This window comes from Zemynaea arenosa (assembly GCF_004614185.1).
Lineage (GTDB): Bacteria > Pseudomonadota > Gammaproteobacteria > Burkholderiales > Burkholderiaceae_D > Telluria > Telluria arenosa.
The window spans coordinates 24,693-39,314 of record NZ_SPVF01000174.1; the positions used below are offsets into that span (position 1 = coordinate 24,693).

Below are 14,622 nucleotides of genomic sequence, written 5' to 3' on the forward strand. Positions count from 1 at the left end.
GTTCTTTACTTTTTAATATTTATTGAGGTGTTTCATCATGGCAACCCCGAGCGACGATTTCACCGCCAGCACCCAGCGGGCCGGGCGCCTGGCAGTCGGAGCCACCACCAGCGGCCAGCTTGAGGCCCCGGGTGACGCCGACTGGTTTGCGGTGCAGCTGGAGGCGGGCAAGACGTATGCGTTTGGCCTGCAAGGCGAAGTGGGTGGCGGCGGCAGCCTGCCCCTGGTGCCCGGCGCGACCGCGCTGCGCCTGTACGGGCCCGGCATGGATCCACTCGATTCCAGCTTCACCCCTTCGCACAACCTGCCCACGCTGGCGTTCACGCCGCGCACCTCGGGCACCTACTACCTGGCCGTCACCAGCGCGGCGAGCGGCCCCACCGGCACCTACACCGTGAGCGCACGCGAAGGCATGGCGGACGATGTCGGCGATTCCTCGGGCACCGCGACCCGGCTGCTGGCCGGAGAGACCATCAATGGCATGATCGGCACCAGCGGAGACCTGGACGTCTTTCGCGTCAGTATCCAGAAGGGCCACGTGTACACCCTTACGCAGCCGGGCAGCGGCCTGGCGCAGCAGGTGCTGGAAGGGCTGGGCGCGGGCGCGGTGCTGAGTGCCGATGGCGGTTCGGTCACCTTCCGCGCGGCGTACACCGGCGACCTGAATGTGGTCCTGGCGGGACCGGAGGGCAAGACCGGTGGCTACTCCGTGCATTTCGAGGAAGCCGCGGCCGACGATGTGGGCAGTACGCTCGCCACCGCAGGCACGCTTGCTGCCGGCGTCACGCTCAAGGGCCAGCTGGATGCGGCGGACAGCGATTGGTACAAGCTCCCCGCCACCGCGGGCTATGCGTATGCGATCAATGTGTCGGCGGGCGTGGCGCCCACCCTGTCCGTGCTGGGTGCGGCCAGCAGTGCCGCGCTGCCGAATGGCGGAATCTATATCGCGGATGGCCTGCCCGCCTTCCTCGCCGTGGACGGCAGCAAGCCGACGTCGTACGACCTGACGGCCACGCTGCTGGCGGACGACTACCGCAATGCCGCCACCAGCGCGGCGCGCCTGAACAGCACCGTGCAGGGCAAGATCGACTACACGGGCGACACCGACTACTTCACTTTTTCCGTCAAGGCGGGCGAGGTGTATGGCCTCGGCCTCGGAGGCCAGAACGGCACGCTCACGGTCAAGCCGGTGTCCAACGCCACGCTGATCGGCTCCACACCGACGTCCGGGGCAACCGCGGGTTCGCTGGTGTTCCAGGCGCAGGCCGACGGCATGGCGGTGCTCGCGGTGAGCGGCACCGCCACGACGAAGGACAAGCTGGCCACCTACACGCTCACCCGCGCCACGGCCGCCGACGATGCGGCCAATTCCATCGCCGAGGCAACCCCGCTCGCGGTGGACAGCACGGTGTCCGGCGCGATCGGTTCACCGGGTGATATCGACGTCTTCAAGGTCGCGCTGCAGGCGGGGACGACGTACGCGGTGACCACGCCAGCGAATGTCGCGACCCTGCTCAGCGACGGCCATGGCGGTCTGACAGCCGTGGAACCCGGCCAGTGGTTCACCCCCACAGCGACGCAGGAGTACCGCTTCGTACTCGCCGCGCCGGGGCCGGCCAGCTATCAATTTGGCGTGCAGGCCGCAGCCGGCGACGACCTCCCCGCATCGGCGGCGACCACGGCGCGGCTTACGGAGAACGCGGGCGTCACGGTCGCGAGCCAGAAAGGAGACCGCGACTGGGTGGCCGTGTCGCTGGACGCGGGCCAGACCTACCAGGTGAGCAGCACTGGCAGCGGCACGCTGGCGCTGCGCGATGCGACGGGCCAGCTGGTGGCGTCCGCCGTCACCAGTGCGGCGGGTACCCACGTCCTCGATTACACGCCCGCGGCCAAAGGCACGTGGTACGTAGAAGTGGCCGATGGCAGCGGCGACACGCGCCTGGCGCTGAGCCGCCCGGCCGCGGACGACTTCGGCAACACGCCGGCCCGCGCGCAATCGATTGAGGTTGGGCAGACCGTGACCGCGCGCCTGCACAGCGACACCGACGTGGACGCGCTGCGCCTGCACCTGGACGCGGGCCACTGGTACGGCGTGCGCATGACGGACCTGGGCAAGCTGGGTGACGTTCCCTTCGCGTCCGGGATGATCGATATGCTGCAGGTGCAGGCCGATGGCAGCTACGTCCCGTTCCAGGTGCCCGCCAGCGGTGAATTCGAAGCCGCGGCGAGCGGTGACTATGTGCTGGCGCTGCACCGCGCGCCGAAATGGGACAGCACCGGCGCGACGCTGCGCGTGGTGGACATGGGCGCGGACGACCAGGCAGCCGGCGCGCCCGCCGCGGCGCTGGCGGTGAATGGATCCGTCACCGGCAGCGCGCAGGCTGGCGGGGATACGGACAGCTACAAACTCGCCCTCAAGGCCGGCGAGGTGTACACGTTGTCTCTCACCGGCGCCCAGGGCACCGCGCTCGGGCCGAACCAGGGCAGCATCGAGATCCAGCTGGGTAGCCAGCACGGCGCGGCGGCGCTGGGGCAGCCGCTCACCTTCATGGCGCCATCAAACGGCGAGTTCCTCGTCACCACGCACCTGGCTGCGGCCGGGGGCTACACCGTGAACCTGCGCGGCGATGGCGTGGACACAGATGCGCCAGTGCTGACGCCCGCGGCGGAAGGCACGGTGTACCAGCCCGGCCAGGCGATCGACCTGGCATTCAGCGAAAACATCCTGGCCTCGGGCGGCGAGATCACGCTACGCGACGCGAACGGCGGCGTGGTCCAGCAGTTCAACACGGGCAGCAAGGCCTACACCATCCACGACAACCACCTCGTCCTCGATCCCGGCGTGGTGCTGATCCCGGGTGCCACCTACTCGGTGAATATCGCCTTCGGTGCGGTGACTGACCTGGCGGGCAATCCGGCGCTGGTGGCGCAGCAGGTTCCGGTGACCATCGCCGCACCTGCGGCGACGGGCACCACGGGGAACGATGTGCTGGTGGGGACGGGCGTGAGTGGCACGCTGGATGGCGGCGCGGGACGCGATACCGTCTACCTGCCCGAGATCGTGGGTGCGTATGCGGTGCAGGTGTCGAACACCGGCGCTGTCAAGGTGACCGCGCCGGGGCAGGAGGGACAGGTCTTCACCAACGTCGAGCGGATGGTGTTTGCCAACGACGGCTCGGCGCTGGCGTTCGACACCGCGGGCAACGGCGGCCAGGCCTACCGGCTGTACCAGGCCGCCTTCGACCGCGCACCGGACAAGTCGGGGCTGGGCTATTGGATCAATGCCCTCGACCATGGCGCCAGCCTGGCCGCGGTGGCGGACAGTTTTATCCAGAGCGCCGAATTCCGCGGCCTGTATGGCACCGAGACCACCGACACCCAGTTCGTCAACGCGCTGTACGAGAACGTGCTGCACCGGCTGCCCGATGCCTCCGGCGCGCAGTACTGGCTGGACGCGCTGGCCAACGGCCTGCCGCGCGCGCACGTGCTGTTCTATTTCAGCGAGAGCACCGAGAACGTCGCCAACGTGGCACCGGTCATCGGGCACGGCTTCGAGTACGTGCCCTTCCTGTGATGCATCACTTGCCGCAGCAGGGCAGGGTGTTCTGCTGCAGGTAGGCTGCCAGCGCGGGTGACGGTGCCGCCGGTGCGGCGGTGCCGAAGTGGCGGTGCAGCAGGGTCTCCAGCGCGTGCACGTAGGCTTCGCGCGCGATCGGCTTGCGCGGGAAGTGGCCTTCCTCGGGGTCCAGCAGCAGCGTGACGCTGTTGCCATTCTTCTCCTGCAGTGCGGCGGCGTAGGCACGGGTGGCTTGCGCGTCGACCTTGTCGTCCTTGCCGCCGGCGATCAGGTAGAGCGGGCGCTTGACCTGCGCGGCATGGCGCGCGGGGGCGTCGGCGGCGATGGCGTCCATGGCGGCGGTGTCGGTGGTGTCCAGGCCCAGGTAGCGCATGCGCGCGGCTTCCACCGGCACCTGCTGGGCGAGGGCGCGCGCGACCTGCGCGAAATCCGTGGGCGCGGACATCGCCATCCCGAACTGGAACAGCTCCGGTTCCTGCGTCAGTGCGAGCAGCACGGCGTAGCCTCCGAACGAATCTCCCATGATGGCTAAACGTTTTGGATCGCCGATGCCTTGCGCCTGCAGCCAGCGCACGCCGTCGATGATGTCCGTTTGCGCGGGTCCGTTGCCGAAGCGGGCGCCGGGCGCGCGCATGTAGGCGCTGCCGTGGCCCGTGGACGCGCGGAAGTTCGGCATGAAGACGGCGACGCCGCGGCTGGCGACGAGTTGGGCGAGGCTGGAGAAGCCATACTCCATGCGCGCCCACGGGCCGCCGTGGGCCATGGTCAGCAGCGGGACTTTGGATACCATGCGGCCGGGGGGCAGGGTGAGGTAGCCGTGGATGGTGGCACCGTCGCGGGCGCGCCAGGAAACGGCGAGGGTGGGCGCCAGCTGTTCTGCGCCGAGCGGCTGGCCGGCGGCGCGCACCTGGCCCAGGACTTCAGTGACGCCGTGGCTGGTGCGGTCGTACAGCCAGTATTTCGGCTGCGGCTGGCGTGGGCCGTATTCCTCGATCAGCAGGGGGCCGGCGCTGGCCTGGACGGCGATGTTGCTGTCCTTGAAGCGGCGGGCCAGCTCGGCGGCGGTGGTCTGTTCGGCGGGCGCGATCGCGGCCACGTGGCGGGTAGGGGCGGCCAGGCGGGCCAGCAGGGGCATGCCGGTTTCGAGGCTCAGCGTGACGTCGAGCGTGTCGGCGATGGCGTCGGGATCGTCGAACACGGTGCGGCGCTGGGCGCTGGCGGTGTCGAGGTCGACCAGTCCCTTGCGGTTGCGGTCGATGGTGGCCAGCAGTTGGAGATGACCGCCGTCCGGGCTGGCGGCAACCAGGGTGCAGGGTTCGAATTGCGGGCAGCGGGTGAGTTCCTTCCACTCGGTGCCGGCGCGGCGGGCCACGACTTGCGCGCCATCGGGGTCGGACCACAGGGCGAAGGCCACGCTGCCGTCGGGGGCGAGCAGGAATTCATCCAGCGGGCGGCCGGAGTAGATGGTTTCGCTGGTTGCCGCGCTGGCGACGGCGGGGCCGGTGCTTGCGCCGGCGCTGGCGCTGCTCGCCGCGGCCGCGTTGGCGGTGGCGCTGCCTGTGACCGTGCCGGGGCTGGCCTGGGCTGGAATGGCGGGGGACGAGCTACGGGGCGCGCCGGCGGTGCCCGTGGCGGGCGTCACGCGCGTGATGGTTTGGGTGGCGGCGGCAGTGTCGGTGATCAGTGCGGCGTGCGGGCGGACCGGGTCGGCCATCGCGAAGGTGCGCTTCTTTTGCGGCGCGAGGTCGGCGATGCGGGTGGCAGTGCCGGTCGCGCTGTCGATGGCGGTGAGGGCGTCGCCGCTGTCCACGAACAGGATGGTGCCGTCGTGCGACCAGGCCAGCGCTGCTCGGCCCTGGAACTGGGCGAGCTGGCGCGCCGCGGTGGCAGGGGCAGATGCCGCCGTGGATGCCGGGGCCGATGCCGATGCCTTGGCGCTCACCGGCAGCGGCATCACTTTGATGGCGAGGTTCGGCCCATCGGCCTCGATCCACGCGAGCTGGCGGCCATCCGGCGCGAGCGCGGTGTCGCGGATGCGCGCACGACGGGACAGGTCCTGCATCTGCAGCGGCGCGGCCTGCGGCAGGCGCTCTACGGCGTGTACCGCGGTCTTGAAGGACGCATTGGATGCCCCCTGCGGCGCAGGCACGGCACCGGCTGCGGACCCCGCGCTCAAGGCCAAGGTGACCGCCATGGTCGCGGCCACCGCCGCGGCCCGTACGGCCGCGCGCGACTCCGCCGCCGCATGTGGCTGTGCTGTGGCACCAGCGAGTAACGGAGCTTCCGCAGCCAGGTGTGGCCGCGCCGCCGAACCAGCGTGTGGGAGAGACGCCGCATCCGTCGGTGGATGAGACACCGCATCCGCGTGAGGGTGAGACGCCGCAGCCGCGCGGGATGGGCCATGGCCGGGCAAGCCGGTCGGGTACGAGGTGGTCCGGATGATCACGCGGGGCGCGGCTGGCAGGGAGTCGTGCAGTTCGGAAGTCATGTGTATCCTCAGGCGTGAGCGGTGGTGAGTTGTGGGGCCGCCGCAGCGGCCTGCACGTCCCGCAGTTCGCGCGGGTGCAGCACCATCAGCGCGAGCAGGGCAGGGGGGCCAGCCAGCACGCAGGCCACGCACCATACGGCACGGGCGCGTGGGCTGATGCGGGCGGAGCGCGTCCATATCCAGGCGCCGATACCTGCCGCCAGCGCGGCGCACAGCATCGCCACCCACGCCGCCACCGGACGGGGACGCAGCAGCGTGTCCAGCGGGTTCACATCGTGGCTGCCCACGGTGCCGTTATCGACCAGCAGCGACGGCAGCGCCACCAGCGCATCCAGCGCCGGCGACAGCCACCACGCCTTGTGCTCGAACAGCACCGGGAAGTCATGCGTCAGTTCGCGGCGCGCCACTTCGCTGACCTGGCCCGCCGCGTCCACGAACCACGTGGCCTGCATGCCGTTGCCGAAGCCATCCACCATGCGGCGGCCGTACACGAACGAGACCAGCATGCCGCCATCGACCTGCGCCACCTGCGCGCGCGCCAGATCGGCGAAGGGCAGCGGCAGCGGGAGGCTGATGTCCCTTTGCGCGCTGGCCGAACCGGTCGGACGCAGGATCAGGCGGCGGCTGGTGAGGTAGGCCGACTGATTGTCGAATACCGCCACGCCGCCCGTCAGCTGTTCGCCGCCATCGACGTGCAGCACGCGCTGCAGCTTGCCGTCGCCCGCGCTGGCGTAGAGGTTCTGCACGGTGACCATGTAGCCGCGGCGGCGGTTGTCGCGCACGGGTTCGGGCTGCGAGTCGAAGGCCTGGGTATCGCCGACGCCCGCGGGGCCGAACCAGCCCTGCGGCTGGCGGGTGCGCATCTGCAGGCCCTTGAACTGCATGCGGTCGTCGCTGAAGGTCCAGCGCGTGGCGCCTTCCTGGAACCCCAGGTTGCCCTGGGTCGACATGCCGGCGCGGACGGCGAACTGGCGCACGTCCGGTCCCACGTTGGCGTTGTTTTTCTCGTTGAGCGCCGCGCGCCAGGCCGGCGCCCGCGGGTCGGTGGAGGCCGCGAGACCGGCCAGCATGACCTCATGGTCTTCCATGCGCGCCGCTTCGACGAAGCCGCCGCGCGGCACGTGGTCGCCATTCAGCGGATGCACGCCCACCAGCATCTGCCCGACCTGGAACAGGGTCGAGCCGCCCCACAGCAGGGCGAGGAAGAAGCTGGCCGCCAGCGGCACGGCGCTGGCCACGGTGGCGGTGGCATCGGCTCCGGTGGAGCGGTTGGGGCGGAACACGGTGTAGACCAGGAATACCAGCAGCACATTGCACAGCACCGACAGCGCGAGGATGGTGGTCCACGCGGCCATGTGCATGGTGAGCAGCAGCGGCAGCAGCAGGATCACGAAGGCCCAGCGGCTGCGGTGCAGAACCATGTAGGCGCCGGCGAGCCAGGCCGACAGCGCGGACAGCACCAGGAAGGCCACGCCCGCATAGTGGCGCTGGTCCACCACGCGCAGGGTGAAGTGGTCCTGCGAGGCGAGGACGAGGAACATCGGCAGGGCCAGGGCCAGCAGGATCAGCGTGACCGAGGCCAGCCCGATCGCGGCCAGGATGCGCGCGCGGTGCATGGGGCGGTGCTGCAGCCAGATCCAGCGGCTGGGCTGGCGGTAGGTGACAAACTGGTAGGCCGCGAAGCCCAGGCCCGACAGCATCACCAGCAGGTAGAACAGCTGGTGCAGTTCGCGCGGGGCGGCGGCCAGTTCGGTTAATTGGCTGAGCAGGACGAGCACCAGCAGGGTGGCGACCGCGTAGATTGCGGCACCGGTGCGGAAGCGGCGCAGTTCGGAGAGATAGAGGTCGAGCATGGTGAGACTCCTCAGGCAGCGCGGCGCGCGCCGGCGTGGCCGTGGGCCAGAAAGGCATTGACGGCGCGGTCCAGGCCCAGTGGCATGCAATGGACCGTGCGGGCGCCGAGCAGCTTGACGCGGGCGCCGAAGGTGTCGTCCTGGTCGAAGACGACGATGTGCGTGAGGCCCTCGATAGGCTGCACCTGCAGCACGCCGGGCAGCTGCCACACGTCCGGCGCCTTGAACGGAAATTCGGCAACCCACAGCTGCACGCGTTCGCAGAAGTCGGCGGGGCCGTTCATGTAGCGCAGGGCGCCGCGTTCCAGGATCACCAGGTTGTCGGCCACGCGCTCGATCTCGTCCATCTGGTGCGAGCAGTAGACGATGGTGGAATCGTCGGCGGCGTTGGTGAGCAGCAGGGCTTCCAGGAAGGCGCGCTTGGCGACGACGTCCAGGCCGAGCGTGGGCTCGTCGAGGATCAGCAGCTCCGGGCTCTGGGCCAGCGCGAGCGCCAGGTTCAGGCCCGCGCGTTCGCCGCGCGAGAGCTGGCCGACCTGCTGCTCGGGGAGCACGTTGAAGTGGCGCAGCACTTCATCGTAGCGGCCCTGGTTCCATTGGGCCGCGTACTGGTGCTGCTGCATGCGGGTCAGGTCGCGCACGCGCATCCAGGTGGGCATGGTGTGTTCTTCGTTGACGAAGCCGATGCGGCCGCGCAGGGCCGGCGTCAGCTGGGCGCTGTCGTGGCCCAGCACGCGCGCCTGGCCGGAGCTGGCGGCTTCAAAGCCCAGCAACACGCGGAACAGGGATGACTTGCCCGCGCCGTTGGCGCCGACGAAGGCGTGGATGCCGCCGCGCGGGAGCTTGAGGGTGAGGTGGTCGAGGGCGAGCTTGCGCTTGTAGTACAGGCACAGCTTGTCGGTGTCGATGGCGTAGTCGTTCATGGCGGCGCTCAAGCGGATTTCTTGGGGGCGAACCGGGACAGTTCGTCGGCCACGCGGTCGACGACTTTCTCGGCGGGGAAATCGAGGCCGATCACGTCGCCGACGAAACGGTCGACAGCTTCATCGAGGCGGCGGGTGCGTTCGGCGTTGGACAGGCGCTGGCGCTGCTGGGCCACGAACACGCCCAGGCCCTGGCGGGATTCGAGCCAGCCTTCGGTGGTCAGTTCGGCGTAGGCCTTCGCGACGGTGTTCGGGTTGACCGACAGCTGCGTGGCCAGCCCGCGCACGCTGGGCAGCGCCGCGCCGGCTGTCAATTCGCCGCCGGCGATGGCCCGCTTGATGCCATCGGTGATCTGCCGGGCGATCGGGCGTGGGTCACCGGTGACGACCTGCAGCATGAGGGGAGTGGTACGGGACATGGAACCTCCGGCGGGAATGAATGGCGATGGTGGACGAGAGGCGCGCTGCGCTTACCACATGAGCACGCGCTCGGCGGGCGGCAGGTACATGCGGTCGCCGGGCTTGACGCCGTAGGCCTCATAGAAGCCAGGCTGGTTGCGCACGGTGCCGTTCACGCGCGCCATGGCCGGTGCGTGCGGATCGCTCTTGATCTGCTGGATCTGGGCGGGCTCGCGCATCTTCATGCGCCACACCTGGGCCAGGCCGGCGTAGAAGCGCTGCTCGCCGGTCAGGCCATCGATCACGCGGGACGGTTGGCCCTGGAGCGACAGCTGGTAAGCCTTGTAGGCGATCGCCAGGCCCGCATTGTCGGCGATGTTCTCGCCGATGGTCAGCTTGCCATTGACGTGGTAGCCCGGCACCGGCTCGAAGGCGTCGTACTGGCGCACCAGCGCCTGGGCCTTGGCCTCGAACCTGGCGTGGTCTTCCGGGGTCCACCAGTCGCGCAGGTTGCCGGCGCCATCGTAGCGCGAGCCCTTGTCGTCGAAGCCGTGGCTGATCTCGTGGCCGATCACCGCGCCGATCGCCCCGTAGTTGACGGCGTCGTCGGCCTCGGGATCGAAGAACGGCTTTTGCAGGATCCCGGCCGGGAACACGATCTCGTTCTGCTCGCCGTTGTAGTACGCGCTGATCGCCTGCGGCGGCAGGTGCCATTCGTTGCGGTCGATGGGGCCTCCCAGCTTGGCGACCTGGCGCCGGGTGTTGAACTCCTCGGCGCGCATCAGGTTGCCCACCAGGTCGTCCTTCGTGATGGCCAGGGTGCTGTAGTCGGTCCATTGGCCGGGGTAGCCGATCTTGTTGACGACCGTGCCCAGCTTGGCGAGGGCGGCCTGCTTCGTGGCCGGGCCCATCCAGTCGAGGCCCTGGAGCGAGGCGCGCATCGCGGCCAGCAGGTTGCGCACCATGGTCTCGACACGCGCCTTGTGCGCGGCCGGGAAGTGCTTTTCCACGTACAGCTTGCCCACCATTTCGCCCAGCGACTGTTCGATGGTGGAGACGGCCTGCTTCCAGCGCGGCGGGGCCTGGGTGACGCCGGCCAGGGTGGTGCGGTAGAAGCCGAACTGCTCATCGGCGAAGGGCTTGGACAGGAACGCCGCGTAGCCGCGCACCGTGCGCCACGTCATGTAGGCCTTCCACGTCTCGAGCGGCACCTGCGGGGCCAGCGCGGCGAAGGCGGTCAGGTAGGACGGCTGGCTGACGATCACATAGCTGCTGCGCTGGGCGATGCCGGCGGCCGTCAGGTAGGCCTGCCAGTCGAAGCCCGGGGCCAGCTGCGGGAGGGCGGCGATGTCCACCTTGTTGTAGGTCTTGATGGGGTCGCGGTTATCGGCGCGCGACCACTGGATCTGGGCCAGCCGGGTTTCCAGCTCGACGATGGCGGCGGCATGGGTGGTGGCCTGGGCGTCGCCCGCCAGCGCCAGGGTACGCGTCACGTGCTCGCCGTACTTGGCCTTGAAGCCGGCCAGGCGGGCGTCGTCCGCCTTCAGGAAGTAGTCGCGGTCGGGCATGCCGAGGCCGCCTTGGGTGAGGTCGGCGACGTAGCGGGTCGAGTCCCGGTTGTCCTGATGGATGACGAAGCCGACCGGGGCGCCGACGCCGCGCAGCTGGGCATGGGCGCACCAGACGGCAAGCTCGGCGTGGCTGGCGATGGCGGCGATGCGTTTTAGTTCGCCCTGCAGGGGGGCGAGGCCCAGAGCGTTGATTGTGTTCTCGTCCATGAAGGACAGGTAGAGGTCGCCGATCTTGCGGGCGTCCGAGCCGGCCGCGGCCGGGCCGGACGCGGCCTGCTCGACCAGTTCCTTGAGGCGTGCCTGCGTCACTTCGCCGACCATCGCAAAGCTGCCCCAGCTGGGGCGGTCGGCGGGGATCTCGGCGGTTTTCAGCCAGTGGCCATTCAGGTGGGCGAAGAAATCGTCCTGGGCCCGCACGGCCGGGTCCACATGGCTCAAGTCGATGCCGGAGCGGGCCGGGGCAGGGGCCGCGACGGGCGCGCCGGCATGGGCGGCCGCGCTGAGGACGGTCAGGGTAATCACACCGGCTAGCAACTTCTTCACTGCATTCTCCACTGGGTTGGCGGCACCACGGTGTGGTGCTGTACTAGTACAGGTGGTACAGTACCCGTGTTGCCCGTCAGCCGTCAAGCGCTCGTTGATGCATATGCCGATCAGGTGTATTTTTTGATTCGGTTGTTTGCTGGCCTGATCTCTACGTATCGGAGGCGCATATGCGCACCATCAGTTTCTCGGAGGCGCGCGAAAGCCTGGAGTCGCTTATCGACGAAGTCGTCGAAGGAACAGACGTCACGGTGATTACTCGAACCGATGCGCCCGGCGCGGTCGTGATGTCGCTCGACTATTACAACGGCCTGATGGAAACGATGTATCTGCTCAGTTCTGCGGAAAACGCGGCGCATCTGGCCAAATCGATGGCGCAGGCAAGAGCAGGGCAGGTACACCCGCGCGAACTCATAGACGTACCGGACACCGAAGGGGAGCCCGATGCGCACACTTCTGTTCACCGAGGAGGGCTGGAATGACTATCTCTACTGGCAAGGGCAGGACAAGAAGAACGCAGCTCACCATCGTTTCTTGTCGGGGCCATTACGGCAAGAAGTAGAAAAGGCCGCCAAAGCAAAACATCAGGCGTGCATCTCTCTTTGTTATCAGTCGCCCAGCCCTTTCGCCAGGACTTCTGCAACGACCGTGTTGAGATCCTGCCCGCGTTCGGTTGCGCGGTCCTGCAGGCGCTTCACCAGTTCGCTATTGATCTTGACTGCAAACGGCACCAGGCCGAGCGCCTGGTCCAGCTTGCGCTGCTCGCGCTTGTCGATGGCGGGGGCCGCCGGGGTGCCGCCGAAGCGGCCAGCGCTGGGGCCGGTCATCTTGTTCATGAGCTTTTTCGCGTCGCTCTTGGCCAGGTCAGTCTTCTTCATGTGGGTATCCATTCGTGAGCGTGAAAAAAAAGGCGGCCGAAGCCGCCTTTCTTGAGGTGCCGGACTGGCAGATTACATCATGCCGTCCATGCCGCCCATGCCACCCATACCGCCCATGCCACCCATACCGCCAGCGGCCGGCTTGTCTTCGACCAGCTCGGAGACCATGCAGTCGGTGGTCAGCATCAGGCCGGCGATCGAGGCCGCGTTCTGCAGTGCCGAACGGGTCACCTTGGCCGGGTCCAGCACGCCCATCTCGACCATGTCGCCATAGGTGTCGTTGGCCGCGTTGTAGCCGAAGTTGGTGGTCGACTGCTCCAGCACCTTGGCCACCACCACCGACGGCTCGCCGCCCGCATTGGAGACGATCATGCGCAGCGGCTCTTCCATCGCGCGCAGCACGATCTTGATGCCGGCGTCCTGGTCCGGGTTGTCACCCTTGATCGACAGCTTGGCGCGGGCGCGCAGCAGGGCCACGCCGCCGCCCGGGACGATGCCTTCTTCCACCGCAGCGCGGGTGGCGTGCAGTGCGTCTTCCACGCGGGCCTTCTTCTCTTTCATCTCGACTTCGGTCGCAGCACCGACCTTGATCACCGCCACGCCGCCGGCCAGCTTGGCCACGCGCTCCTGCAGCTTCTCACGGTCGTAGTCCGAGGTCGCTTCTTCGATCTGCACGCGGATCTGCTTGACGCGCGCTTCGATGTTCGAGGCCGAGCCGGCACCGTCGATGATGATGGTGTTTTCCTTGCCCACTTCGATGCGCTTGGCCTGGCCCAGGTCGTTCAGCGTGATCTTTTCCAGGGTCAGGCCGACTTCCTCGGCGATCACCTGGCCGCCGGTCAGGATCGCGATGTCTTCCAGCATGGCCTTGCGGCGGTCGCCGAAGCCCGGAGCTTTCACGGCGCAGGTCTTCAGGATGCCGCGGATGTTGTTGACCACCAGGGTCGCCAGCGCTTCGCCTTCGATGTCTTCAGCGATGATCAGCAGCGGACGGCCGGCCTTGGCCACTTGCTCCAGCACCGGCAGCAGGTCGCGGATGTTGGAGATCTTCTTGTCGTACAGCAGGACGAACGGGTTCTCGTGGATTGCGACCTGCTTGTCCGGGTTGTTGATGAAGTACGGCGACAGGTAGCCGCGGTCGAACTGCATGCCCTCGACGATGTCCAGCTCGTCGTTCAGCGACTTGCCGTCTTCCACGGTGATCACGCCTTCCTTGCCGACTTTTTCCATCGCTTCAGCGATGCGCTCGCCGATCGAGGCATCGGAGTTGGCGGAGATCGCGCCGACCTGGGCGATTTCCTTGGAGGTGGTGCAGGGCTTGGCGATCGCCTTCAGCTCTTCCACAGTGGCGGCGACGGCCTTGTCGATGCCGCGCTTCAGGTCCATCGGGTTCATGCCGGCGGCCACGAACTTCATGCCTTCGCGGACGATGGCCTGGGCCAGCACGGTCGCGGTGGTGGTGCCGTCACCGGCGTTGTCGGAGGTCTTGGAAGCGACTTCCTTCACCATCTGCGCGCCCATGTTCATGAGCTTGTCTTTGAGTTCGATTTCTTTCGCGACCGAGACACCGTCCTTGGTGACGGTCGGGGCGCCGAACGAGCGCTCCAGGACCACGTTGCGGCCTTTCGGACCGAGGGTGACTTTGACTGCGTTGGCGAGGATGTTCACGCCTTCGACCATCTTGGCGCGCGCTGCGTCGCCGAACACTACGTCTTTAGATGCCATGTTCTGTTACTCCGTATTTGAATTCGAGTTGGGTAGGGGAGTGGCTTACTGCTGGACCACGGCCATGATGTCTTCTTCGCGCATCACCAGCAGCTCTTCGCCGTCGACCTTGACGGACTGGCCGGAGTACTTGCCGAACAGGACGCGGTCGCCGACTTTCACTTCCAGCGGACGCACGGAGCCGCCTTCGAGGATCTTGCCGTTGCCCACAGCCAGCACTTGGCCCTGGTCCGGTTTCTCAGCCGCGGCATCGGGAATGATCAGGCCCGAGGCGGTTTTGGTTTCCTGGTCCAGACGTTTGACGATCACGCGATCGTGCAAGGGGCGAAGGTTCATACAAAACTCCTTAGTTGGATGAGGTTGTGTGTTCTGTCGTTCTGGCCGGTTGGCCGGGGAGAAGATGCTTGTTAGCACTCTCCGTCAACGAGTGCTAATTATAGGGACGGGGTAGGACGTTTTCAAGACTTCATGTTGGCCAATTCCTACGATCAGCCGGGATGGGGTCGTCTTTACATGGTGAACGGCAGCGGCAGCATGCCGAATTCCTCGTCCAGCTCGCCGATGCGGTCGAGCAGGGCCTGGAGGCCGTCGTCGAGCAGGCCGAGGCCGGCCGCGTCCATCTGGGACAGGGCGGTCGGCAGCAAGCCGCGCGCGGGGCGCGGGGC

General features: G+C 67.9%; 10 protein-coding genes. 2 read left to right on the forward strand and 8 right to left on the reverse strand.

What is annotated here, in order from left to right:
* Window positions 1-37 precede the first annotated feature (37 nt).
* A complete protein-coding gene (locus E4L96_RS13920) occupies window positions 38-3,574 on the forward strand; it encodes a DUF4214 domain-containing protein (protein ID WP_135207825.1) in 3,537 nt (1,178 codons plus the stop codon).
* Between the two features lie 4 nt (window positions 3,575-3,578).
* Here the strand turns inward: E4L96_RS13920 and E4L96_RS13925 are convergent, their stop codons facing one another.
* The 5 genes from E4L96_RS13925 to E4L96_RS13945 all read right to left on the reverse strand — a co-directional run bounded on the left by E4L96_RS13925 (window position 3,579) and on the right by E4L96_RS13945 (window position 11,354).
* Window positions 3,579-5,771 carry an alpha/beta hydrolase family protein gene (locus tag E4L96_RS13925; protein WP_135207826.1) on the reverse strand — a complete coding sequence of 731 codons (2,193 nt, stop codon included), beginning with the start codon at window positions 5,769-5,771 and terminating at the stop codon, window positions 3,579-3,581.
* A 302-nt stretch (window positions 5,772-6,073) separates the two neighbouring features.
* Window positions 6,074-7,918 carry a hypothetical protein gene (locus E4L96_RS13930; RefSeq protein ID WP_135207827.1) on the reverse strand — a complete coding sequence of 615 codons (1,845 nt, stop codon included), beginning with the start codon at window positions 7,916-7,918 and terminating at the stop codon, window positions 6,074-6,076.
* Between the two features lie 11 nt (window positions 7,919-7,929).
* Entirely contained in the window at window positions 7,930-8,841 is a 912-nt protein-coding gene (locus E4L96_RS13935; RefSeq protein ID WP_135207828.1) for an ATP-binding cassette domain-containing protein, read from the reverse strand.
* Between the two features lie 8 nt (window positions 8,842-8,849).
* A complete protein-coding gene (locus tag E4L96_RS13940) occupies window positions 8,850-9,260 on the reverse strand; it encodes a GntR family transcriptional regulator (protein ID WP_135207829.1) in 411 nt (136 codons plus the stop codon).
* 51 nt (window positions 9,261-9,311) lie between these two features.
* Entirely contained in the window at window positions 9,312-11,354 is a 2,043-nt protein-coding gene (locus E4L96_RS13945) for a M13 family metallopeptidase (RefSeq protein WP_135207830.1), read from the reverse strand.
* A gap of 170 nt (window positions 11,355-11,524) precedes the next feature.
* On the opposite strand from E4L96_RS13945, the gene E4L96_RS13950 reads away from it, so the two are divergent.
* Window positions 11,525-11,836 (forward strand): type II toxin-antitoxin system Phd/YefM family antitoxin, encoded by a 312-nt coding sequence (locus E4L96_RS13950; protein ID WP_135207831.1) that lies wholly within the window; start codon window positions 11,525-11,527, stop codon window positions 11,834-11,836.
* Between the two features lie 126 nt (window positions 11,837-11,962).
* Here the strand turns inward: E4L96_RS13950 and E4L96_RS13955 are convergent, their stop codons facing one another.
* The 3 genes from E4L96_RS13955 to groES all read right to left on the reverse strand — a co-directional run bounded on the left by E4L96_RS13955 (window position 11,963) and on the right by groES (window position 14,293).
* Entirely contained in the window at window positions 11,963-12,232 is a 270-nt protein-coding gene (locus E4L96_RS13955) for a hypothetical protein (RefSeq protein ID WP_135207832.1), read from the reverse strand.
* A gap of 72 nt (window positions 12,233-12,304) precedes the next feature.
* The gene (groL, locus tag E4L96_RS13960) at window positions 12,305-13,957 is read right to left on the reverse strand and encodes a chaperonin GroEL (protein ID WP_135207833.1); all 1,653 of its coding nucleotides are present in this window, start codon (window positions 13,955-13,957) and stop codon (window positions 12,305-12,307) included.
* Between the two features lie 45 nt (window positions 13,958-14,002).
* Window positions 14,003-14,293 carry a co-chaperone GroES gene (groES, locus tag E4L96_RS13965; protein ID WP_135207834.1) on the reverse strand — a complete coding sequence of 97 codons (291 nt, stop codon included), beginning with the start codon at window positions 14,291-14,293 and terminating at the stop codon, window positions 14,003-14,005.
* Between the last annotated feature and the right edge of the window lie 329 nt (window positions 14,294-14,622).